This window comes from Dinoroseobacter shibae DFL 12 = DSM 16493, assembly GCF_000018145.1.
Classification (GTDB): Bacteria; Pseudomonadota; Alphaproteobacteria; order Rhodobacterales; family Rhodobacteraceae; genus Dinoroseobacter; species Dinoroseobacter shibae.
The window spans coordinates 1,221,826-1,244,817 of sequence record NC_009952.1; the positions used below are offsets into that span (position 1 = coordinate 1,221,826).

The window sequence follows — 22,992 nt, forward strand, 5'->3', positions numbered from 1 at the left end:
CTCAGCCGCCCCGCCGCCGGGCCATGTCCTTGGCCATGCGCAGCGCCGCGATCAGGCTGGTGGGGTCGGCACGGTCCTGTCCCGCAATGTCCAGCGCCGTGCCATGATCGGGCGATGTGCGGATGAACGGCAGCCCCAGCGTGACATTAACCCCGCCCGCGAAATCCACCGTCTTGATCGGGATCAGCGCCTGGTCGTGATACATCGCAACCGCCGCGTCATAGCCCGCCCGCGCCCCCGCATGAAACATCGTATCCGCCGAGAGCGGCCCGCGCAGCTCGAACCCTTCCGCGCGCAGCTTGTCCAGCAGGGGCGCGATCCAGATCAGCTCCTCGTCGCCCATCGCCCCGCCTTCGCCCGCATGGGGGTTCAGCCCGGCAATGGCCAGCCGCGGCGCGGGGATGCCGAAATCCCGCTGCAACCCGGCGCGGGTGACGCGGATCACCTCCTCCAGCAGGGCAGGTGTCAATGCGGCGGCCACGTCGCGCAGGGCGATATGGATCGTCGCGGGCACCACCCGCAGCTCGGGACAGGCCAGCATCATCACTACCGGCACATCGCCGCCGAGATGGGCGAGGTATTCCGTATGCCCCGGAAACCCGAAGCCCGCCCCGTCCTGCAACGCCTTCTTGTGAATGGGCGCGGTACACAGCGCCGCCGCCGCCCCGGACCGGGCCAGATCGACCCCCCGCGCAATCGCGTCGATCACCCCCTGGGCATGGTCGGGATTGGGCTTGCCCGGGGTGAGTGCGCCGCGAAACGGCTGGGCCAGAACCGGCACGCCGCGTGCCGCCGCCGCGGGCGCCTCCGCGGGGTCGGAGATCACCACGCAAGGCGTCTCCGGCGCATGGGCGGCCAGATGCGCCGGGTCGCCGATCATGAAAAACGGCAGGCTCTGCCCGAGCGCGGCCCAGGCCTTGGCCGCGATCTCCGGGCCCACGCCCGCAGGCTCGCCGCAGCTCAGCGCAATCGGGGCGCCGGTCATTGGATCGTGGCTTCGGCGAGCAGTTCCTGCAGGTAGTTCGCCGCGTAGGACCCGAGCCGCTGGTTCAGCAGCTGTCGCCGCAGGGTGCCCTCGTCGTCCTCTTCCAGCGCCGTGGTCCGGGTGCAGAGCATGATATGCTCGCGGCCCCCGGCGCGGGCGATCTCGGTGCTCTCCTGGTTGTCGAGACCGGCGAGCGCCGTGGCGATGTCGCTCGGGATCTCCGCCGCGGCCAATACCTCGCGCCGCAAGCTGCCCTCGGGCAGGTCCCGCGCCAGCCCATAGAGGTCGTCGCAGACGTCGATCTCCGCCGCCAGACGCGCGCGCAGCCGGGCGGCCGCCTCCGGGTCCGCGGGCAAGGGCAGGCGCGCAAGGTCCACCGAGACCGTGCTGGGCGCGCGGGCGGCGCTTTCCTGGAAGCCGCGCACCTGGAACAGCGCGATCGCCTGGTCGCCCAGGGGCACCGGGTCCGACACGTCGCCCGGCCCCAGGGTCAGCAATCGCTGCGCCAGCCCCGGCGGCAGCTCCGAGACCGCGATCCAGTCGCGCAAGCCGCCATTGGCGCGCGACGACGCCGCCGAGAACCGCTGCGCCGCCTCGGAGAACTGCGCCGTGGTCTGGACCCGCTCGCGGATGTTCGCAGCAAGCGTTTCGGCCTCCACCCGCCGGTCGGGCGGGGTCGGGATGATGATCTCGGCCACCCGGATGCGCGCCCCGGAGGCCGCCCCCTGCAGCGCCAGCGCGCGCTCGACCTCGGCATCCGACACGCGCGCGCGGGGACCGAACCGCTGGCGGATCAGCTCCCGCCACACCAGGTCGGCCCGCACGAAATCGCGAAACGTCTCGGGGGCCACACCCTCGTCGGCCAGCGCGGCGATGAACTGTTCGGTGGTCAGGTTGGCGCGGCTGGCGAACTCCTCCAGCCCCAGCTCCAGCTCGTCGATCCCGATCTCCAGACCGGCCGCGCGCGCCGCCTGCAGCTTGAGCTTGTCCTCGATCAGCCCCTCGCGGGCCAGCCGCGCCGGATCGCCCGGCAGCCGCAGGGCGGTGACGAACTTCTCCCGCTGCTCCAGCTCGTAGCCGCTGATCCCTTCGTTGTTGACCGTGATCACCGGACCGAAGGTCTGCGCCTGGCTGGTCGCCGGCTGACCGATCAGCATCGCAAGGGCGAGCAGGGCGGTGGATATGACGCGCATGAGGTTCCCCTGAATGTTATCCGCCGCAGCGCGATGTCCGCGCGGCACCGTCGCCACGGCCGAAGCCGAGCAACGAGACCGTGATGCCAAAATCCGTGGTCGAGCGCAAATCAAGCGAGGTGTCGAAATCCCGCGATACCGAGAGCTCCACCAACACGCATTCATTGCGGTACTCAAGGCTCAGATCCGCCTCCCGGGCCTGGGAGGCGTCGAAATCATAGCTGAATTCGAGCCCGCCGGCCCAGGTGTCGTTGAACCGGCGCCGCCCGGTCACGCTGAACTCGTTGGTATCGGCGGGCCGCGATTCGGCTTCCGACGCCCGCAGCCAGGTGTAGGACAGCGCCAGCGCGCTCAGCGGATCTTCCCAGCCCATCCGCAGCACGTTCTTGTTGATCGACAGATCCGAGCTGAACTGCGCCCGGTTCAGCAGCGCCAGGCCCGTGGGCGAAGACAGCTGCACCGTGGTCAGCCAGTCCGACGCCCGTTCGGTCGCCGACGCGCCCGGGGCCAGCGCGGTGTTGTCATCCTCGCGCAGCACCCGGCCCACGGTCACGGCGGTGGTCCAGCCGCTGGCGTCGAACCGGGTCCAGCCGACGCCGAAATTGGCGCGCCAGCCGCCTTCGACCTGATCGCGCCCGGCGAACCGGTTCAGGTCGAACAGGCTGGCCTCGTCGAACTCGGCCACGGTGCTGTCCTCGTTGGGCACATCCACGTCCGACACCCGCGACCAGACCAGCTGGGCCACCGGCTCGATCACCGTGCGGGTGGCGCCATTGCTCTTCTCGAAGGGCCAGCGCAGCTCGGCGGCCAGTGTCGGTGTCACCCGGGTCTGCTGGTCGGGAAAGCTGGTATCCTGCGAAACGTGGAACTGGTCGATCGCCAGCTCGCCCGTGGCCGTCATCACCATGCCCCAGTCGTTGGCCCAGCTGCGCTGCCAGGTGCCCAGCAGGCTCAGCCGCCGCGTGTCGCGCCCGATCTCGTTGGCATCCGAAGGCCGTTCCAGGCCCAGCCAGGACAGGGAGGTCTCGGCATATCCCCCGATCAGCGGCGTGTCGAAGCGGCGCGTGATCTCGCCATCCAGCACGAAGCGCGGGATGGTGTCGTTATCCTCGTCCTCCCGGAAGGTGGTGAAATAGGATGCGGTCGCCCGGTCCAGCGCATCCCGGCGGGTGCGCGAAATCTCGATCTCGCTGTCGATCCGGTCCTCGTCATCGAAGCCGTAATCGCGGTAATACTGGTCGTCCGACACGGTCTCGAGATCGAACGACAGCACGAAATCCCGGCCCAGGTCGAAGGCGCCGAACAGGGTGGCGAACCCGCGATCGCCCTCTTCCAGATCGTCGCGGGTATAGGCCCCCTCGAAGGTCAGGTTTCCCCGCGAAAACGCCTGCCTGTACCGCAGGCCAAGCGTGCGCGAATCCTTCGTGGTGATCTGCGGGCTGAGCGTCAGGTCGCGGTCCGGTCCCAGCGCAATGAAATAGGGGATCTCGACGCCGACCCCCAGCGCACTGGTGGTTCGGAAATTCGGAAACAGGAACCCCGTTGCGCGCTCCAGGGTCGGGTCGGGTACGCGCATCTGCGGCAGGTAAAGCACGGGGATGCCCACCACCTCGAACACCGCGCGCTCGAAATAGATCTGCCGCTCCAGCGCGTCATGGACGATGCGCCGGGCGCGGATCTGCCAGAGGGGCACGGACCGGTCGGCGCAGACCTCGCAGCTTGACGCGACGGTGTTGTAAAGCTGGGTGTAGCGCCCGTTGACCCGCTGGATCTCCACCGCCGCGATCTGCACCTGCCGGTCCAGCACAAGTCGCGCGCTTTGCAGGATGCCCTCTTGCAGGTCGGTACCCAGCTCCGCCTGGGACGCGATCAGCACGAAGCCCGGCCCGGAGCTGAGCTGGATCGGCCCCGTGATCTCCAGCGTGTCGGCCAGCCGGTCATAGGTCAGCCGCTCGGCCTTCAGGCTTCGCCCATCATAGAAGATCTCGACCGCCCCCTCGGCGATCAGCGTCCCATCGGGGTTCGCGACGATCCGGTCGGCCACCAGCGTGGCCGGAGCAGGCGGCGCCTGCGCCTCCTGCGCCCGGACGGGGCCGGTCCAGCAGGCCAGGGCGAGCCAGACCGCCAGCGCCGCGGCGAGCCTGCGGGTCAGGGCGACGCGGTTCATCCGTCCTCCTGGTGCAGCAGCAAGGCCAGAGACAGGAACACCCCCGCGAGCGGCGGAAACCACGCGGCAGCCAGAACCGGGATTTTTCCAGCCTCGCCAAGGACCTGCGCGAAGCTCTTCAGAAAATACATCGAGAACCCCAGCAGCACCGCGAAAAGCACCATCAACCCCGTGCGCCCGAACCGCGTGTGCCGCATGGTGAACGCCGCCCCGATCAGCACCATCGCGACCAGAAAGACCGGGGAGGCCAGCTCCGTATGCAGCCAGACCCGGTGACTGAGCGCTGCGAAACCTGCCGCCTCAAGCTGGTCGATGAAGGCGGGCAGCTCCCAGATCGGAATGGCCGAGGGGTCTCCGAAACTGTCGCGGATCTGGTCGAGGGTCAGGTCCGAGGGCACCTGCATCCACGCGCTCGTCCGGACGCCTGCCTCGGGGTTCAGCCGCCCGGTCAGATCCCAGACCTTGACCCCGGTCAGATCCCAGGCGCCGGGCACCAGCTCCGCCCGGCTGGCCGCCACCCGCTCGATCGGAAGGGCATCTGCATCGAACCGCAGGAAGGTGACGTCATAAAGGATCGTGCCCCCCAGGCTCGCCCCGGCCGCGTGGATCACGATCTGTCCCTCGGGGGCGGCCTGGCGCAGCCACAGCCCCTCGCTGCTGAGCGCCAGCACACTGGTTGCGCGGCCCCGCACCTCGTCGCGGGTTTCCTCCGCGATCCGCGAGGTGGCGGCGACGATGGGGTTGAGCACGCTGATTCCGATCCCGCCGATCAGCCCGGCCACGATCACCGGCGCGATCAGGCTGCGGATGGCCGAGCGCCCCGCCGCGCGGGTCACGATCAGCTCGGAGGTGCGCGCCATCTTCAGAAACAGGGTGATCGTGGCCAGCACCATGATCAGCGGGATGACCTCGTAGATCGTGGCCGGCAGTTGCAGCAGCGCCAGCGCCGCGGCCTCCTGCAACCCGAAATCGTCGCTCGACAGGCTGCGCAGGGATTCGACCGTGTCGGTCATCCAGATCAGCCCGGCGAAGATCCCCAGCATCGACAGAAAGCTCATCACGAAGCGGCGCGCGAAATACCATTGCAGGGTCATGGCGCGGGCTCCGCCCCGGGATCGGGCACCGGCTTGAGCCGCCGCCGGATCGGGTGGTCGGAGACATAGAGCAGCACCAGCACCAGCCCCGCCGCCAAGGCCACGGGCGCATAAAGCACGGGCCAGGCCGCGGCGTCGGATTGCGCGATCTCTTCGGACATGTTCACCGACAGCTGGATCACGATCAGCGCAAGGATCGCGCCCGCCACCTGCTGCCAGAAGCCGAAGCGGCTGAACCCGCCGACCAGCAGCGCGCTGAAGCCGAGAAGGGCGGTGCTGATCGCCAGGGCCGGGTTGGCGAGCCGCCGGTGCGCTTCGCTGAGAAACGCCCCACGGCTCTTGCCCACGCTTTCCAGGTCCGCCGGATCCGCCCGCAGGAGCCGCGCGGTGTCCCAGCCCCGCAGGTCGCGCAACACCCGGTCCTCGGGCACTTCGACCTCGCCCAGACCAAGGGCGAAATCCTCGAATTGCAGGGTGCTGAGCGTGCCATCGGCGCGCAGGAACTGTGCCAGCCCCGAGATCATCACCAACTGCGGGCCCGTGTCGCTACGCACCAGCAGAGCCTGGTTGGCGGTGTAGATCACCTCTTCGGCCGGGTCGCGCTGGTCCGAGAGAAGCACCTTGCTGAGCACGCCTTCGCCGGTGATCTCGGCCACGAAAACCGTCACCCCGTCGATGGGCGACTGGAACTTGCCCGGCTCCAGCAGCCGCGCCGACACCTCGTCGGCCAGCTGTTCCTCGAGATCGGCGATGGCCACCCGGGACATCGGCACCAGCAGATGCGCCAGAAGCAGCATCAGCGCCGCCGCCATCACCCCCATATACAAGGCCGGGCGCACGATCCGGAAGGCGCTGATCCCCGCCGCCTGCAGCGCCACCGTCTCGCTGTCCGAGCCCATCCGGTTGCCGGTGCTCACGGCCGAGGCGAAGGCCGCCAGCGGCAGCATCAGGTAGATCAGGTAGGGCAGCGACAACAAGGAAAGCTGCGCAAACAGCGCCAGCCCCTGGCCGTCCCCCGACAGCCGCTCGAACAGCCGGATCGACCGGTTGATCCAGTAGATCAGCACGATGATCAGGGTGAAGAACCCGAAGGTGACCATCAGGCGGCCAAGGATATAGCGGTCGTATCGGGCGAGCATGATGCGGCTGGGCGCCGGGGCCTCCTGGAGCGATTGGCGCGAGCCTAGAGCATTCATCGGCGCGGGAAAAGCGGCCACCGGCGTCGCGGCGCGCGCGCGGCTGGTCATCGCCGGGTCGCCGGTCTAGGTTTGCCGGGAACTCAGACTGAAAGGGTCCACATGACCGAGCTTGCCGCTGTTTCCTTCGTCTATCCCGACCTCGATGCGCTCGCCGCCGAGACCGCGAAAATCGCGGTTCTGGTGCCCGCGGAAGGCACCCTCAACCCCGGCGCGCGCCGCCTGAACCGCCTGACCAAGGGCGCGGTGGCGCGGGCAGTGGAAAGTGCCGCCTTCGAGAAGCTCAAGAGCGGCGAGAGCCTGTCGCTCGGCTATCCGGCGGGGATGGCCTCGGACGAGGTGATCCTGGTGAAACTCGCGCGCAACGCCAAGCCGCTGGAGGCGCGCAAGGCCGGCGCGGGGCTGGGCAAGACGCTGGGCAAGGAGGGGCTGCTGATCTGGGCCGCGGGCCTGGGGCAGGTGGCCGAGCTGGCCTTTGGCGCGGCCCTGCGGGCCTACCGCTTCGATGCGCGCAAGTCGAAATCCGAAGACGCGCTCGGCCCGATCACCGTGTGCGCGACGAAACGCGACGAGGCAGAGGCGGCGTTCGCCGACCGGCGCGCCGTGGCCGAGGGGGTGTTTTTCACCCGTGATCTGGTCAACGAGCCTGCGAATGTGCTGACCACCACCGAATTCGCCGACCGGCTGACGGCCATGGCCGATCTCGGCCTGGAGGTGTCGGTTCTGGAAGAGGCCGACATGGAAAAACTGGGCATGGGCGCGCTTCTGGGCGTAGGCCAGGGCTCGGAAAGCCCGTCGAAGATCGTGGTGATGAAATGGATGGGCGGCGGCGACGGCGCGCCCTTCGCGCTGGTGGGCAAGGGGGTCGTGTTCGACACCGGCGGTATCTCGATCAAGCCTTCGGCGGGTATGGAAGACATGACCATGGACATGGGCGGCGCGGGTGTCGTGGCGGGCGTGATGCGCACCCTGGCCCTGCGCAAGGCCAAGGCGAACGTGGTGGGCCTGGTGGGGCTGGTGGAGAACATGCCCGACGGCAAGGCCCAGCGGCCCGGCGATGTGGTCACCTCGATGAAGGGCGACACGATCGAGGTGATCAATACCGATGCCGAAGGCCGGCTCGTTCTGGCAGACGTGATGTGGTACGCGCAGGAAGAGTTCAAACCCTGCGCCATGATCGATCTCGCCACCCTGACCGGCGCGATCATCATCGGGCTTGGCCACGAGAACGCGGGCGTGTTTTCCAACAGCGACGATCTGTCGGGCGCGTTCCTGAAGGCTGCGACGGCCGAAGGCGAGGGGGCGTGGCGGATGCCCATGGGCCCGGCCTATGACAAGCTGATCAAGTCGCGCGTGGCCGACATCAAGAACGTGGGCGGGCGGGCCGCGGGGTCGATCACCGCGGCGCAGTTCCTGGGCCGTTTCGTGAAGGACGAGACCCCCTGGTGCCATCTCGACATCGCGGGCACGGCCTCGGTCAGTTCGGCGACGGATTACGCGCCCGCGGGGGCCACGGGCTGGGGCGTGCGCGCGCTCGACCGGTTGATCCGGGACGGCTACGAGGGCTGAGGCCCGTGGGCGCGGTCTATTTCTACCACATGACGCGGACGCCGCTGGACGCGACCTTGCCGGTGCTGCTGGAGAAATCCCTCGCCGCGGGCTGGCGGGTGCTGGTGCGCGGCACAAGCGGGGCAGAGTTGGAGCGGCTCGACGAGCTGCTCTGGCTGCGGCCCGAGGAGGGGTTTCTGCCCCACGGGATCGCGGGCGGGGACCGGGACGCGGATCAGCCGGTGCTGCTGGGGGTGGATGCGCCGCTGGCGGGGCGCGAAGCGCTGATCTGCGTGGACGGGGCGCAGGTCGACCCGGCGGAGGTGGCCGGGCTGGCGCGCGCGTCGCTGCTGTTCGATGGCGGGGACGCCGCGGCGGTGGAGGCCGCGCGGGGCCAGTGGCGGGCGGTCACGGGCGCGGGGCTGTCGGCGCAGTACTGGAGCCAGGAATCCGGTCGGTGGGAGAAAAAGGCCGAAGCCTGAGCCGCGGATCGGGCGGGGCAAAGAATTTTACTTAAAATTCTTGGCGCCTGGCGGCGGGGGCGGTGCGGGACAGGGGATGTCGCGCGGGCCAAGGATTTTGCAAAATCCTTGCACGCTCCGCCCAAGCGTTAACGCGGGCGCCGAAAACCCGCGAAAACCGCCGACAAATTTTTGCGCGAAACCGTGGCCGATCAAGGGTTTCCAGAGATTTGTTTCGCGTGCGAAACATTCCATTTCTTGAATAGGTTAACGGCTCACGCGCAAGGCCTGAAGCCCGTGGAAGTGGTAGATCGGCGCATAGACCGGCGCCCCGGCCAGCCGCAGCCCCGGGCAGCGCGCGAAGAGCACCCGGAGCGCGATCTCGATCTCCAGCCGCGCCAGCGGCGCGCCGACGCAGAAATGCAGCCCCGCGCCGAAGGCCATATGGGGCGGCTTGGTGGGGCGGGTCGGGTCGAACCGGTGCGGGTCGGGCGCAAAGCCCGGGTCGCGTCCCGCGGCGGCCAGCAGGCATCCCACCGTGTCGCCGGGCGCGAAGCGGTGGCCGAACACCTCGACCTCCTGCCGGGCGATGCGGGTAAAGAGGTGCAGGGGCGGGTCGAAGCGCAGCACTTCCTCGACCGTGGCGGGGGTGATCTGGCGTAGCCCTGTCTCCAGCAGGGTCTTCACCCCGTTGCCCAAGGTATGCACCGTCGCCTCGTGGCCCGCGTTCAGCAGCAGGATCACCGTGGTCACCAACTCGTCGCGCGTGAGCTTGCCGTCCTCGGCCTGCGCCGCGATGAGCGCGCTGAGCAGGTCGTCTGCCGGGCTCGCGCGGCGCGCGTCGATCAGGTCGAGCAGCCAGGCGCGAAAGTCGTGCGCGGCGGTGTTGGCGGCCTCCTCCATCGCGCGGCTGCGCCCGGCCTGGTACATGCCGACCATGGCGTTGGACCAGGCCAGAAGCTGCGGCGCGGTGTCCTCGGGCACGCCGAGCAGCCGGGCGATGATACGCACGGGCACCTGGGTGCAATAGGCGGGCAGCAGGTCGAAGGGGGTGTCGGGGAAGGCGTCGATCAGCGCGTGGCAGAGCGCCTCGATCCCCGGGGCGAGCGCCGCGATCCGCGCCGAGGTGAAGGCCCGGGTGACCAGACCGCGCAGGCGGGTATGGCGGGGCGGCTCCAGCTCCAGCATGGAATGCGCCTCCACCGCGTAGAAGTCGCGCAGGTGGTCGGGCACCGGGGGTGGGGAGAGCGGCTCGCGCCCGAACCGGCGGTCCTTGAGGATCGCGCCGGTGGCGGCATAGGTCGGGGTGACCGGCATGGCGTAGGCGTCCCACCACACCAAGTCCCCGAGCGCCCGCATCCGGTCATAGACCGGATACGGGTTCTGCACGAAGGCGGCATCCGTCGGGTCCTGGGTGACCCGGGGCAGGCCGGCGCCCATGTCAGTCCGCGCCGCGGACCGGGATGGCGCCGCCCTTGGGCGCGGCGAGCTTCTGGATCAGGAAGATCGCGACCGCGGTGCCCACGCCGATCAGGTCGGACATGATCCCGCCCTCGATCAGCATCAGCGCGGCGAAGACAAGCCCCACCCGCAGGAACCAGGCGGCGCGACCGCCCATGAACCAGCCCTGCACCCCGGAGCTGAGGAAGAACACGCCCACCACCGCCGTGGCCCCGGCGCGCAGCACCTCGAACCAGGTGCCGTCCATCAGGATCGCCGAGTTGTAGAAGAACATGAAGGGCACGATGAAGGCCGCGATCCCGATCTTGAACGAGGTGACCGAGGTCTCCATCGGGTTCGCGCCCGATATCCCCGCCGCTGCGTAACTCGCCAGCGCCACGGGGGGCGTGATGGCCGACAGCACCGCGAAGTAGAACACGAAGAAATGCGCCGTCAGCAGCGGGATGCCCAGCTGCACGAGGCCCGGGGCGACCACGCTTGCGGCGACCGCATAGGCTGCCGTGGTGGGCATCCCCATCCCCAACAGGATCGCGATGCACATGGCAAAGAACAGCGCCAGCAGTTGCGAGGTGTCGGCAATGCCAAGCAAGACCGCCGAGAACCGCGCGCCCACCCCCGTCAGGGAAATCACGCCCACGATGATGCCCGCGCAAGCACAGACCGCGATGATCTGCACCGACATGGTGCCGGCGATCTCGAACGCCTTGGCGATGGACCGCGGCCCCATTCGGAAGGGCGTGAACCAGGACACCACCGCGGCGGCGACGGTGGCCAGCGTGCCCGCGCGGATCACCGAGTAGCCCATGAAGAGCGCATAGATCAGGATGATGATTGGCAGGAAGAGGTAGACCTGGCGCACCATCTTGTTGAACTTCGGCAACTCGTCGCGGGACATGCCGCGCATGCCGAGCTTGGCGGCTTCGAGATCCACCATGAAGTAGACCGACACGAAGTAGAGGATCGCCGGTATGATCGCGGCCAGCGCGATCTCGGTATAGGGAATGCCGGTGATCTCGGCCATGATGAACGCACCTGCGCCCATGATCGGCGGCATGATCTGCCCACCGGTGGAGGCGGCGGCCTCCACCGCGCCGGCGGTTTTCTTGTGATAGCCGACCTTCTTCATCAGCGGGATCGTCAGAGAGCCCGTGGCCACCACGTTGCCCGCCGAGGTGCCGTTGATCATGCCCATCAGGCCGGAGGCGAAGATTGCCACCTTGGCCGGACCGCCGCGCGACTGCCCGGCGGCGGCGAAGGCGAAGTTGACGAAGTAGTCACCGACCTTCGAGGCCTGCAGGAAGGCCGCGAAGATGATGAAGAGGATGATATAGGTGGAGCTGACGGCGGTGGTCGGCCCGAGGATGCCCGCATCGGTGTAGACCTGGCTGAAGAAGCGCTGCCATGTCACCGCGGGGGCGTTCAGGAAGCCCGGCAGGTACTGGCCGACGAAGACATAGGCCAGGAAGATGCCCGCGATCACGATCAGCGCCATGCCCGCGACCCGGCGGGTCAGCTCCATGATCAGCGCGGTGCCCGCGACGGCGGCGATCGAGATGCCGATAGGCGCGAATGGCGTTCCCGTGGAGTTGCGCATCAACGTGCCGTAGATGGTGATGAGATAGGTGGCCACCGCCACGCCGCAGATCGCCAGCACCAGGTCGGGGGCGGAAAAGCCGCTGCGCGCGCGCTTGTGGAACCAGCTGAGCACGATGCCGCCCGCGGTCGCCACGATCAGGGGCAGCCCGAAGAGCCAGGTTTCGTTGAACTTGATGCCCTCGTCGATGCCGTTCCACATCACGCCGGAGGCGATCTCCATCGAGAAGCTGGCCGCCATGCCGAGCGAGAAAAGGGCCGGGACCATCAGCCCGTAGGCGACGTAGCCCAGCAGCGGGGTCTCCTTGCCCGGGCCGGGAAAGTCCGTGCGCGCGGCAAAGAGCAGGAAGCCGAGCGCCAGGGCCCCCGCGATATGGACGATGCGGAAATTCCACGTCTCCATCGGGAAGGTGGGCAGGAAGGGCACCTCGATCCCGGTCCATTCCGAGATCGACAACCCGTTGAGCGCGGCCATGTGGAAGGCCGCGTAGAGCGCGGCGAAGGTGCTGATCAGGATGAAGTTGCGCCCTTCGAACAGGCGGCGGTTGGATTCGGTGGGTTCTTCGTCCACCCCCTCGGCAATCAGGTGATCGTCTGCGGTCTTGGTCTGGTCTGTCATGGCCCTCACTCCGGTGCGGGCGTCGTTGCGCCCCGGCGCGCCCTGGTCCGCGCCATGTGGGAAGGGCCGCTATGGCGCGGCCCTTCGGGGTTCGGCTTACATGCCGTGGATCATGTCGTCGGGGATGTCGGCCCCGGCGTTTTCCTTGAACCACTCTGCGGCACCCGGGTGCCATTTGAGAACCTTGTTCTTGTCCCAGTTCTCGGGGAGGGTCGACCGGGCCGCCTTGTGGATGCCGACCATGCGGGCGTTGTCGGACATCACCACATCCGTGGCCGCCTTCACGAAGGAGGCGGGCAGGTCGCAATTGGCGATGGCGAAGTTCCACATGGAGACCGAGCGCGCGTCCGCCTCCAGGGTCGAGTAGGTGCCCGCGCCGATGCTGAATTCCGAGACGGGGAAGTCGGCCATGATCTTGGCCTGTTCCTCTTCGGTGAACTCGATGATGTTGATGTCGGTCTGCACTTCGAGCTGGCTGACCGCCGGGACCGGCACGCCGGCGGCGAAGGCGATCACGTCCAGAAGGCCGTCCTGCAGCTGCCCGCCGAGGTCGGACCAGCCGCCGTTACGGCGCTCGAAATTCACGCCGAGGGCTTCCATCATCCGCGGGAAGTAGGTGTCGGAGGTGGAGCCCGCCGGGCCGAAGCCGATCTTGGCCCCGTCGGGGATATCCGCGATCGAGGCGATGCCCGAGGAGGACAGGGCCGTCACCGAGAACGGCGTCTGGTACATCGGGAACATCGCGCAGGCGTTGTCCATCTGCAGCCCCGGCGCGATCGGGTTGGTACCGGCGAGCGATTCGGCCGCCGGGCCCATGGTGGTCATGCCGAACTGGGCGTCGCCGGTATGCACCAGCGCCATGTTCTGCATCGGTCCGCCGGTCACTTCGCCGCCGCCCGACAGGCCCAGCTCTTCGGCGACCAGGTTGGCCCAGCCGGAGCCATAGGCGAAATAGGTGCCGCCCTGGGAGGCGGTGCCGACGGTAAAGCTGTCGGGCCAGCCGTCGCGGTCCTGGGCGGTGGCGGTCGTGACCACGGTCGCGCTCAGGGCCACGGCCATGGCGGTGCCGGTCATCAGGGTGAATTTCATTGTCTTCCTCCAAGTTGTGCCGGGGCGTGATGCACGTACTGGCGCATGGGCCAGTCCCCGGCTCTCCCTCGGAAAGCGGCGTGCTTTCCGTGCACCTTGCGTGCGGTGCTGGGCGCAGTAACGACGAGTCATGCAAGTTGTGCAAGTGCGCCATGCGGGGCTTGCAACGGGGCGGGCCGAGTTTTTCGCGCGGATGGGTAGAGATGGGGACATCGGCGGGCGCGCGGTGGGTTGCGCGCGACACATTCAACCAGGCGCACGGGCCTTGGGCGGGGTGCAAGCGGTTTCGAAACCGCTTGGCCCGTTGCGGCACGGGCAGCACGCGTCGCCCCGCAAGGCATCACGGATCGGTTGCTCCCGGCTCCCCAGCCCCCGGCCGTGCGGCGCCGCAGTTGTCCCGGACGCGCCCCGCGCGCCGCTCCGCGCCTCCAAGCGGTTTCGAAACCGCTTGGCCCGGCCCGGGTGGCGCGCGTCAGTCTTCCTCGGCGAAGGTGTCTCGGGACAGCCCGTGCTTCTGCATCTTCTCGTAGAGCGCCTTGCGCGAAAGGTTGAGCGCCGCGTAGGTATCCTTGAGCCGCCCGCCATGGGCTGCGAGGCTCGCGGCGATCAGCGCCTTCTCATGGGCCGCCATCCGCTCGGCCAACCCCATGGACGCGCCTTCGGCGGTGTTGGTCAGCGCAAGATCCAGCCCCAGTACGTAGCGGTCGGCGGCATTGCGCAGCTCGCGCACGTTGCCGGGCCAGTCGCGGGCCGCGAGCGCGGTCAGGATCGCGCCCGAGATCTCCGGCGCGGGCTGCTTGTAGCGCGCCGCGGCCTCGGTCGCGAGCTGCGCGAACAGCAGCGGAATATCCTCCCGCCGCTCCGCCAGCGGTGGCAGCCCCACCGTCACCACGTTCAGCCGGTAGAGCAGGTCGGCCCGAAATCGCTCCGCGGCGGCCTCGGCTTCGAGGTCCTTCTTGCTGGCGGCGACGAAGCGGATGTCGAGATGCACCGGATCGTTCGAGCCGAGCCGCGTCACCGTCCGGTTCTGGATCGCGTGCAGCAGCTTGGCCTGGAGCGGCAGGGGCAAACTGTCGATCTCATCCAGGAACACCGTCCCGCCCCGCGCGGCCTCGAACTTGCCGAACCGCGCGCGCATCGCCCCGGGATAGGCGCCGGCCTCATGCCCAAAAAGCTCGCTCTCGATCAGGTCGGCGGGCAGGGCGGCGCAGTTGATATGCTGGAAAGGCCCCGTACTGCGGGTGCTGGCGCGGTGGAGCGCGCGGGCCGCGACCTCCTTGCCCGTGCCCGTGTCCCCCACGATCAGCACATCCGCATCCGTGCCCGCCACCGCGCGCAGCTGCTGACGTAGGGCGACCATCACCGCGCTGCGCCCGGTGAGCCGGGCCTCCACCGGGTCGCGGCGGCCCATGGCGGCGCGCAGCTGGCGGTTGTCGAGGGTCAGGCGGCGCTTGTCGAGCGCCCGGCGCACGCTGGCGACCAGACGGCTGGGTGCGTAGGGTTTTTCCAGAAAATCATAGGCCCCGTCGCGCATGGACTGCACCGCCAGGTCCACGTCGCCGTGGCCGGTCACGAGGATCACCGGAAACTCCGGGTCGATCTCCAGCGCGCGGGCCATCAGCGTCGTGCCGTCCATGCCGGGCATGCGGATGTCGGTGACCAGAATGCCGGGGAAATCGCGGGCGATCCGGGGCAGGGCGGCCTCGGCCTCGGCAAAACACGCGACGTCGAATTCCGCCAGTTGCAGGGTTTGCGCCGCCGCGTGGCGCAGGGGCTCCTCGTCATCGACAAAGAGAATGGTCTCGGGCGCTGCACTCATCCCGCCGCGGTCCCGGCGGCGCGGGAGGCGGCCGCGGCGGGCAGGACCAACCGGAAGACCGCACCGCCCCCGGGGGCATTCTCGGCCTCCAGCGTGCCGTCGAAGTCGCGCACGATATTGTAGGAGATCGACAGCCCCAGCCCGAGCCCGCCCCCCGGCGCCTTGGTGGTGAAGAACGGATCGAACATGGTCTCGGCGGCTTCGGGCGCGATGCCGGGGCCGATGTCACGGACTTCGAGCATATGGGCCCCGTCGCGCGCGATTATCCGCAGGGTGACGCGGGGCGCAGGTGTGTGGGTCATCGCATCCAGCGCGTTGCTGAGCAGGTTGACCACCACCTGTTGCAGCCGCACATGGCCGCCGCGCACCCAGACGGGCCCCTCTGGCGGGGTGTAGTCCACCGCCGCGCCGGTCTGCTTCAGCCGGACCTGCATCACCGACAGCGCGTCCTCGATCACCGCGTCGAGCCGCACCGCGCCCACCTCTTCCTGCGGGCGGCGGGCGAAGTTGCGCAGGTGCTTGGAGATCGACGCCATCCGGTCGGTCATGGCCGAGATCCGCGTGACGTTCTCGCGCGCCTCGGGCACCCGGTCGCGGTCGAGGAAGGTCATGGCATTCTCGGCATAGGACTTCACCGCCGCCAGCGGCTGGTTGAACTCGTGGCTGAGGGCCGCCGACATCTGCCCCAGGGCGGCGAGCTTGCCGGCCTGCACCAACTCGGCTTGCGTCTTGCGCAGGCGCTGCTCGGTCTGGCGGCGCTCGACCACCTCCTGCTGCAGCTGCCGGTTGGCCAGGTTCAGATCCGCGGTGCGCTGTGTGACGCGGGCCTCCAATTCGGCCTGGGCGGCGCGCTGGGTCTCCATCCGCTCCAGCAGGCGGGCGCGGCGCTGCTGGTAGATCGCGGCGGCCATCACCAACAGCAGGGTCAGCAGCATGGCGATGGCCATCATCTGCAGCGCCTGCTGGCGCGCGGGCGCCGTGGGCAGCAGGATCGTCACGTCCCAGCCCGCGTCGCTGATCCGGGCGGTGCGGGCGACATAGCTTTCGGCCTCGCCCCTGGGCGTGGCGATGGACCACAGCTCCGCGCCCTCCGACAGGGGCGTGATCTCGGTGGGCAGGTGCGTGACCTCTGACAGCGGATACTGCCGCGCGGCTTCGATCCGGGCGCGCGCGGCGTCGGTCAGGGGGGCGAGCGCGCGGAAATGCCAGTCCGGGCGCGAGGACATGAAGACCACGCCCTGCAGGTCGCGCACCAAAACCGTGGCGGGGCCTGCGCGCCAGGTTTCCTCGAACCCGTCCACGGTGAATTTCACAGCCACCACGCCGGTGATGCGCGCGTTGTCTTCGACCGGGGCGGCGTAGAAATAGCCGCGCTCACCGGAGGTGGTGCCAAGGGCGAAATACCGGCCCAGCCCACCATCCAGCGCCTGGGTGAAATAGGGCCGGTAACTGAAGCTGCGGCCCACGAAGGACAGTGTTTTGCGATAGCTGCTGGCCGCCAGGGTCAGCCCGGAAATGTCCATCAGGTACACGTCCGAGGCCCCGATCGCATAGGCGGTCTGGCGCAGATCCTCGTTGATCCGGGCCTGCAGGGCGGTGTTCTCGGGCTGGCGCAGCAGGGCCGCGAGGTCGGGCCGCTCGGCCACCAGCGCGGGCAGGGGGGCGTAGCGGCGCAGGGCGCCGTTCAGCCCCTCCACCGTCAGGCTGAGCGTGGCCGCGGCCCTCTCGGCGGCCTCGGTCAGGAAATACCGTTCGATCCGCGGAAAGGCCGCCACTGCCACGAGTCCGGAGAGCAGCACCGCCACCGCCAGGGCGGGGATCAGCCGGGGCGAGGCGGCGGGGGGAGGGGCGAGCGCGTCGGACATGGCCGCACTATGGGCCAGTCGGCGGCGATTTCCAATCGCTCCGGTGGCTCACGCCGCGCGGGCGGCGGGCAGGATCGCGTCGTCCAGCAGGGCCATCAGGTCGCCGAAATAGCCGCCCGAACGGGCAGGACGCGTCGGGTCCGAGGTGATCACGAGCGTCAGGGCGCGGTCCGGCACGATGCACAGGATCTGGCCCCCATAGCCGCGCGCCAGAAGAAACTCCGCCCCGTCTGCACGCCCCAAGAACCAGCCATAGCCATAGCCCAGCCCGGAGAACCGCGATTGCGTGCGCGGGATGGCCGAGGCGCTGAGCCAGCCGTTGCTGATCACCTGACCGCCCTCGGCTGCCCCGCCCAGACGCACCATCTCGCCGATGGCCAGCAGGTCGCGGGGGCGCAGGGACATCTCGTTGCCGCCCAGGTAGTAGCCTTGCGGGTCGCGGGTCCAGGCGGGAATGTCGATGCCGAGTGGCGCGCCGATCCGGCGGCGCATCTGGGCCAGCAGCGACAGGCCCGTCGCCTCGGCCAGGGCTGCGCCGAGGATATGGAACGACCCGGTGGAATAGAGCATCCCTTGCCCCGGCGTGGCCACCATCGGGCGGCTCAGGGCATTGGCGACCCAGTTCCGGCTCGACACCCAGCCGCCGTAATTGGCGCCCGAGGTCCGCTCCAGCCCCGCCTGCATGGTCACGAGGTCGGCCATGGTCAGGTCGGGCACCCGCGGGTCGGCGCCTGCGGGGATCAACTGCGGCGCGACCTCGGCCAGGGTGGCGTCCACGCCCGCGATCTCGCCCCGGTCGATGGCCGCCCCCAGCAGGAGGGCCACGAGGGATTTCGACACCGACTTGATCGGCACCGCCCGCGACAGGGCCGGGCCGCGCAGCGCCTCGGCCAGGACGACCGTACCGCCCTGGGCCACGGTCAGGCTGTGCAACTGGTCCAGCCCCCGCGCGCGGTCCCGCACGCGGGTCCAGTCGGTGCCATTGGCGCGAGCCGGGCCGGCCAGCAGCGCGGCGGTGGAAAAGGCGAGGGCCGTGCGTCGTGTGATCATGCTGTCATAAATGGGGTGTCCGCGCCCGATGGAAAGCACCGCTCACATCTGCGTCAGAGGCGCCCGCACGGGGGAACCGGGGGCCAGAGATAGGGGTTGTCGCGCCCGGGGCGCGGGTCTATACGCGGGCGCTGGAATTCAGGAGGCCGGACATGGCGATTGGCAGCGCAAACCTCAACGTGATGATCAAGGCCGCCCGGGCGGCGGGGCGCAGCCTCGTGAAGGATTTCCGCGAGGTGGAGAACCTGCAATCGTCGATGAAGGGGGCGGGCGATTTCGTCAGCCGCGCCGATCTGCGGGCCCAGGAAATCCTGGAAAACGAGCTGCGCGAGGCGCGCCCGAACTATGGCTGGTTGGCCGAAGAGGCCAAGGAAGAGGTGATCGGCAAGGACCCGACCCGGCGCTGGATCGTCGATCCGCTCGACGGGACCACGAACTTCCTGCACGGGATGCCCCATTGGGCCGTCTCCATCGGGCTGGAGCACAAGGGCGATGTGGTCGCGGGCGTGGTGTTCGACCCGGCCAAGGACGAGATGTTCTTTGCCGAGAAGGGGCAGGGCGCCTGGATGAACCAGACCCGGATGCGGGTCTCGGGCCGGCGCATGATGATCGAGTCGGTCTTCGCCACGGGCCTGCCCTTCGCCAACAACGCGTACCTGCCCGCAACGCTCAAGGATCTGGGCCAGCTCTTGCCGCAATGCGCGGGCGTGCGGCGCTGGGGGGCGGCGGCGCTCGATCTGGCTTACGTGGCGGCAGGCCGCTACGAAGGGTACTGGGAGCGTGGGCTGAAGCCCTGGGATCTGGCCGCGGGCATCGTGTTGGTGCGCGAGGCGGGCGGGCTGGTGGAGCCGATCCGCGAGGACCAACTGCTGCTGGAGGACGGGCATATCCTGGCCGCCAGCGAGCCGATGTTCGGCAAGTTCGCCGCGACCATCCGCAAGAGCTGAGCCTACTTGCGCCGCCGCACGCGGGGAACGCGACTGGTGCGCCGCCGCACCTTGGGGATGCGCGAGGCGATGGCGTCGTAGCGCGCCTCCGGGTGGTCCGGATGGCCATCCGTGCGCGCCCAGAAGCGCGGGCCCCCCAGTCGCAACCAGACCGGCAGGATCAGGATCAGCCCCGCAACGAACCCGCCCGCATGGGCCCAGTAGGCGACACCGCCCCCGTCCATCGGCGTGGACGCCCCGCTGAACACCTGCAGCGCGAACCAGCCCGACAGAACGAGGCCCGCCGGGATCGGGATCACCCGGAAGATGATCACGATGATGATCAGCACATCCACCCGCGCCTTGGGATAGAGCAACAGGTAGCCGCCCAGCACCCCGGCGATGGCCCCCGACGCGCCCACCATGGGCACCGGGCTGAACGGGGCGGCGAGCACCTGCGCCAGCGCCGCGCCGATCCCGCAGAGCAGGTAGAAGCCGAGGAAACGCCCGTGCCCCAGCCGGTCCTCCAGGTTGTCGCCGAAGACCCACAGAAAAAGCATGTTGCCCGCCAGGTGCATGAACCCGCCATGGAGGAACATCGACGTGAACAGGCCCAGCGTCCCGCTGCCCGCGGTCAGCTCCCGCGGGACAAGGCCCCAGGTCTGGAAGAACAGCGAAAGCGCGCGCGGGTCGCCCATCAGCGGCAGGTAGGCGAGAAAGATCAGCACATTCAGGCCGATCAGCATCAGCGTCACATAGGGCGTGCGCTCGGAGGGGTTGTGGTCGCGGATGGGAAACATCGCTCTTACCTCAGTCTCCGGGCGGTCCGGGTCAAGGGGCGGGGGGTTACGGAATTGACGCGGGCCGGTTTCGTGTCATCCTTGGCCCATGAGACATGGACTTCTCGCCCTGGTGCTTGCGATGGGCCTGCCCGCGACGGGCTGGGCCGAGGGCTGTGCACCCGTGCCCGACACCCGCGCGGAGATCGCGGGCCTGCACGCACAGCTCCAGGCGGCCCCCTCGGAGACCGCCGCCCGCCCCCTGATCGGCGCGCTATGGCAGGTCTGGACCCGCGCGCCGGACGCGGCCGCGCAGGCGCTGCTGGACGAGGGGATGCGCAAGCGGCGGGAGTATGACTTCGCAGGGGCGGTGGAGGTGTTCGACGCGCTGATCGCCTATTGCCCGGACTATGCCGAGGGCTGGAACCAGCGTGCCTTTGCCCGGTTCCTGCAAGACCGCTACGATGCGGCGCTGGGCGATCTCGACCGGGCGCTCGCGCTCAGCCCGACCCATACCGCGGCCCTGTCGGGCAAGGCGCTGACCCTGATCCGGATGGGGCGGATGGGGCTGGCCCAAGACGTGCTGCGCGCGGCGGTGGCGCTGAACCCGTGGCTGCCAGAGCGCGTCTACCTGCTGCGCCCGCCAGGGCGGGAGCTCTGAGACGATTCGGGCTTGCACGACCCGGACCGCTTGCCTAGCCAAGAGGGGCGTGCGGGCGTGATGGAATGGTAGACATATCGGACTTAAAATCCGAAGGCCCTAGTGCCGTGTGGGTTCGAGTCCCACCGCCCGTACCACGCCCCTGACAGCCGCGCTCAGGTCTTGAAATTGCGGCTGTCCTTGATCTGGTCCCAGGCCCAGACGACCTCTTGCAACTTCTCTTCATCGCTGCGGTCGCCGCCGTTCATATCCGGATGAAGAACCTTGATCAACGCTTTGTAAGACTTGCGAATTTCGGGCTTGGACCAGTGATCTTTCGCCTCCAGGATCTCGATCGCGCGGCGTTCGGTCGGGGGCAGGCGGCGGGTGCCGGTGATCGACTTTCCGGGGTTGCGCGTGGCGTTCTCGCCCAGCACCTGGTGCGGGTCATCCACGCCCAGCCGGGCCCAGGCACGCTCCTCGGTGGAGCGCTTGAACGGCTTGGTCTCCCGGTCCCAGACGCGGTCCTTGTCCATCCGGCGCGCCATCTCTTCCTCGGACTGGCCGTTGAAGAAATTCCACTTCAGATTGTATTCGCGGACGTGCTTCTGGCAGAACCAGAAATAGTCGTCGAGGATATCGGGCGATTTCGGCGCCCGGTATTTCCCGGCCTCCTCGCAGCCTTCATGCTCGCATTGGCGTGTGGAGGTCTCGAACGCACCGGACATGCCCCGGCGGCCGCGTGGATTCTTCTTCTTGGAGGACGATACGGACATATCGAACCCGAAGGGATCACTCTTCGACATAGGACCTCACTTTCCGACTCGGAACGAAGAGTTTAATGCTTTGTTCGGGCAAGCAAAGAGGATTGCGACAAAATGGGCGTGAAAACCGAGATCGAGACCCGTCTGCAGGCGGCCTTCGCGCCGCGGGAGCTGGACGTGGTGGACGACAGCGAGAGCCATCGCGGTCATGCAGGATATCAGGAAGGTGGCGAAAGCCATTGGAATGTAAGGATAGTTTCGGAAAAATTCGAGGGCATGAGCCGGATCGCGCGGCACCGGGCGGTCCATGACGCGCTGGGCAAGGACCTGGTCGGGCGCATCCATGCGCTGGCGCTGAAGATCGAGGCCTGAGCGTCGGCATCAGCCGCGCGACGGCGCGTCGGGCGCAGGGACCTTGGGCGCGGTCGCGTCGGGGTCCGGACGCGGGCCCTTGATCTCGCGCAGGACCGACAGCATTTCGCCCGCGGGCTTTTCCGCGTCCCGGGGGCCGGCCACGGGGGGCGGGCCCGCCGGGATCAGCGCCGCGGCCTCGGCGGCCGTCGCGGCGCCGGGCAGCGGTCGGCGAAACACCAGCAAAGTGTGAAACCGGGTCGTCTTGGAGGTCAGCCCCGCGCGTTCTTCGCAGGGCAGGGTGTCGGTACGGACATATTCCCAACGCTCAGCCGCCAGCGCGTTGATTGCCTGTTCAAGTTGCGCGGCGAAGCGGTCCTCGATGCGTTTCAGCCCCTTTTTCTTGAGCCCCGTGTTGGGGGCAGGCACTATCTTGTATTCGTACATTTCCACTACTTTTCCACCGTTTTCATTGATCGCGCGCCGCGGGTCCTAGAGGGCTTGCCACCCCTGTCATGTCAACGGATCACGCGACTGGCCGTGCCGTCGCACAGCGCGAATCGCGCGGCGGAAACGAGCGCCAATTGCCGTGATCGCCGCCGGGAACGTGGAAATATGAGCAAGAAGGACAGATTTCTGCGCCGATTGTTCGCAATTTCACGACGTGAGCGCAGAAAATCGGGGTCAGTCCCCTCGGTCAATAAGCAAGTTCTTGCTCGGTCGGATTTGTTAACGTAATGTTAAGCACAGCAGGTATGACGCTTGTGAGTAAACCATGAGGGTAAAAACATGAACTTTAAGACTTTGATTGCTGCGGTAGCGCTGGCTGCGATTCCGGCATTTGCCGGCGCGTCCACGGTCCACACCGTAGTTGGTCCCGGCCCGATCGTTGAAGGCGGGCTGGAGAATGGAGATGTTGCCGCCGCAACTCTGACGATTGGTGACACTGTGAACGTCAACCTCGTGGCGTCCGAATTGCACGACTCGATCTCAATCCTGGGGTTCAACCTTAACCCGGTCCCCGTGAACGCGATGGTGTCTCTGAGCTTTGATGCGCTGAGCATCGATGAGTTCGGTCCCACAGTCGCGTCGCTGTCGTTCAACTCTGACGGTTCCGCGCCGGTGTTCACCGGACCCGTGGATACGAACCCGTTCACCTTCATGATCGAGGCGGATGCGTCGCCCCTGTTCGTCGTGTTCGACTGGGACAATGACACCAACTCGGCCGCGTCCTATTCGCTGCGGGTCTCTGCGGTGCCGCTGCCGGCGGGCCTTCTGCTGCTGGGCACTGCCCTGGGCGGCATGGCGGTTGCACGTCGTCGCAAGAAAGTTGCCTGATCGTTTTAGCGATCACGCAGCCAAGACTTCAAGGAGCGGTCCGAAAGGGCCGCT

General features: G+C 68.3%; 20 protein-coding genes and 1 tRNA gene. 7 read left to right on the forward strand and 14 right to left on the reverse strand.

Annotation, left to right across the window (positions count from 1 at the left end; translation table 11 throughout):
• Position 1: 1 nt before the first annotated feature.
• Genes pdxA through DSHI_RS06075 form a run of 5 tightly spaced genes read right to left on the reverse strand, consistent with a single transcriptional unit; the run spans position 2 to position 6,686 of the window.
• On the reverse strand, positions 2-985 hold the full coding sequence (gene pdxA, locus DSHI_RS06055; RefSeq protein WP_012177858.1) for a 4-hydroxythreonine-4-phosphate dehydrogenase PdxA: 984 nt from the start codon (positions 983-985) through the stop codon (positions 2-4).
• Positions 982-2,178: a peptidylprolyl isomerase gene (locus DSHI_RS06060; RefSeq protein WP_012177859.1), complete on the reverse strand. Its 1,197-nt coding sequence runs from the start codon at positions 2,176-2,178 to the stop codon at positions 982-984. The genes pdxA and DSHI_RS06060 overlap by 4 nt, the downstream gene beginning before the upstream one ends.
• Before the next feature lie 16 nt (positions 2,179-2,194).
• Positions 2,195-4,345 (reverse strand): LPS-assembly protein LptD, encoded by a 2,151-nt coding sequence (locus DSHI_RS06065; protein ID WP_012177860.1) that lies wholly within the window; start codon positions 4,343-4,345, stop codon positions 2,195-2,197.
• On the reverse strand, positions 4,342-5,439 hold the full coding sequence (gene lptG / locus DSHI_RS06070) for an LPS export ABC transporter permease LptG (protein ID WP_012177861.1): 1,098 nt from the start codon (positions 5,437-5,439) through the stop codon (positions 4,342-4,344). Before lptG ends, DSHI_RS06065 begins: the two co-directional genes overlap by 4 nt.
• Positions 5,436-6,686 (reverse strand): LptF/LptG family permease, encoded by a 1,251-nt coding sequence (locus DSHI_RS06075; RefSeq protein ID WP_083768361.1) that lies wholly within the window; start codon positions 6,684-6,686, stop codon positions 5,436-5,438. Before DSHI_RS06075 ends, lptG begins: the two co-directional genes overlap by 4 nt.
• Before the next feature lie 51 nt (positions 6,687-6,737).
• Here DSHI_RS06075 and DSHI_RS06080 point away from each other — a divergent pair, with 51 nt between their 5' ends.
• Positions 6,738-8,204 (forward strand): leucyl aminopeptidase, encoded by a 1,467-nt coding sequence (locus tag DSHI_RS06080; protein WP_012177863.1) that lies wholly within the window; start codon positions 6,738-6,740, stop codon positions 8,202-8,204.
• Positions 8,205-8,209: 5 nt separating this feature from the next.
• Positions 8,210-8,665, forward strand: a complete 456-nt coding sequence (locus DSHI_RS06085) for a DNA polymerase III subunit chi (RefSeq protein WP_012177864.1) — start codon at positions 8,210-8,212, stop codon at positions 8,663-8,665.
• A 246-nt stretch (positions 8,666-8,911) separates the two neighbouring features.
• On the opposite strand, the gene DSHI_RS06090 is transcribed toward DSHI_RS06085, so the two are convergent.
• From DSHI_RS06090 to DSHI_RS06115, 6 genes are all read right to left on the reverse strand, one after another.
• Positions 8,912-10,084: a cytochrome P450 gene (locus tag DSHI_RS06090; protein ID WP_012177865.1), complete on the reverse strand. Its 1,173-nt coding sequence runs from the start codon at positions 10,082-10,084 to the stop codon at positions 8,912-8,914.
• A 1-nt stretch (position 10,085) separates the two neighbouring features.
• Positions 10,086-12,317, reverse strand: coding sequence for a TRAP transporter permease (locus DSHI_RS06095; protein ID WP_012177866.1), 2,232 nt, complete (start codon positions 12,315-12,317; stop codon positions 10,086-10,088).
• Positions 12,318-12,413: 96 nt separating this feature from the next.
• On the reverse strand, positions 12,414-13,406 hold the full coding sequence (locus tag DSHI_RS06100) for a TAXI family TRAP transporter solute-binding subunit (protein WP_012177867.1): 993 nt from the start codon (positions 13,404-13,406) through the stop codon (positions 12,414-12,416).
• 472 nt (positions 13,407-13,878) lie between these two features.
• A complete protein-coding gene (locus DSHI_RS06105; RefSeq protein WP_012177868.1) occupies positions 13,879-15,225 on the reverse strand; it encodes a sigma-54-dependent transcriptional regulator in 1,347 nt (448 codons plus the stop codon).
• Positions 15,222-17,090 (reverse strand): ATP-binding protein, encoded by a 1,869-nt coding sequence (locus tag DSHI_RS06110; protein WP_012177869.1) that lies wholly within the window; start codon positions 17,088-17,090, stop codon positions 15,222-15,224. Before DSHI_RS06110 ends, DSHI_RS06105 begins: the two co-directional genes overlap by 4 nt.
• 48 nt (positions 17,091-17,138) lie before the next feature.
• Positions 17,139-18,140, reverse strand: coding sequence for a serine hydrolase domain-containing protein (locus DSHI_RS06115; protein WP_012177870.1), 1,002 nt, complete (start codon positions 18,138-18,140; stop codon positions 17,139-17,141).
• Positions 18,141-18,292: 152 nt separating this feature from the next.
• Between DSHI_RS06115 and DSHI_RS06120 the strand changes: the two genes are divergently transcribed.
• Positions 18,293-19,087: an inositol monophosphatase family protein gene (locus tag DSHI_RS06120; protein WP_012177871.1), complete on the forward strand. Its 795-nt coding sequence runs from the start codon at positions 18,293-18,295 to the stop codon at positions 19,085-19,087.
• A 2-nt stretch (positions 19,088-19,089) separates the two neighbouring features.
• Here the strand turns inward: DSHI_RS06120 and DSHI_RS06125 are convergent, their stop codons facing one another.
• The gene (locus tag DSHI_RS06125; RefSeq protein WP_012177872.1) at positions 19,090-19,866 is read right to left on the reverse strand and encodes a rhomboid family intramembrane serine protease; all 777 of its coding nucleotides are present in this window, start codon (positions 19,864-19,866) and stop codon (positions 19,090-19,092) included.
• An 88-nt stretch (positions 19,867-19,954) separates the two neighbouring features.
• Here DSHI_RS06125 and DSHI_RS06130 point away from each other — a divergent pair, with 88 nt between their 5' ends.
• Together DSHI_RS06130 and DSHI_RS06135 are read left to right on the forward strand one after the other, a co-directional pair.
• The gene (locus tag DSHI_RS06130; protein WP_012177873.1) at positions 19,955-20,506 is read left to right on the forward strand and encodes a tetratricopeptide repeat protein; all 552 of its coding nucleotides are present in this window, start codon (positions 19,955-19,957) and stop codon (positions 20,504-20,506) included.
• A 51-nt stretch (positions 20,507-20,557) separates the two neighbouring features.
• Positions 20,558-20,643 (forward strand) — tRNA-Leu (locus DSHI_RS06135).
• Between the two features lie 18 nt (positions 20,644-20,661).
• Here the strand turns inward: DSHI_RS06135 and DSHI_RS06140 are convergent.
• On the reverse strand, positions 20,662-21,291 hold the full coding sequence (locus DSHI_RS06140) for a DnaJ domain-containing protein (RefSeq protein WP_012177874.1): 630 nt from the start codon (positions 21,289-21,291) through the stop codon (positions 20,662-20,664).
• Between the two features lie 72 nt (positions 21,292-21,363).
• Here DSHI_RS06140 and DSHI_RS06145 point away from each other — a divergent pair, with 72 nt between their 5' ends.
• Complete coding sequence (locus DSHI_RS06145) at positions 21,364-21,621, forward strand: BolA family protein (RefSeq protein WP_012177875.1); 258 nt, start codon at positions 21,364-21,366, stop codon at positions 21,619-21,621.
• 9 nt (positions 21,622-21,630) lie between these two features.
• Here the strand turns inward: DSHI_RS06145 and DSHI_RS06150 are convergent, their stop codons facing one another.
• Positions 21,631-22,047, reverse strand: a complete 417-nt coding sequence (locus DSHI_RS06150; RefSeq protein WP_012177876.1) for a DUF4177 domain-containing protein — start codon at positions 22,045-22,047, stop codon at positions 21,631-21,633.
• A gap of 342 nt (positions 22,048-22,389) precedes the next feature.
• Between DSHI_RS06150 and DSHI_RS06155 the strand changes: the two genes are divergently transcribed.
• Entirely contained in the window at positions 22,390-22,938 is a 549-nt protein-coding gene (locus DSHI_RS06155; protein WP_012177877.1) for a VPLPA-CTERM sorting domain-containing protein, read from the forward strand.
• The last annotated feature ends 54 nt before the right edge of the window (positions 22,939-22,992 follow it).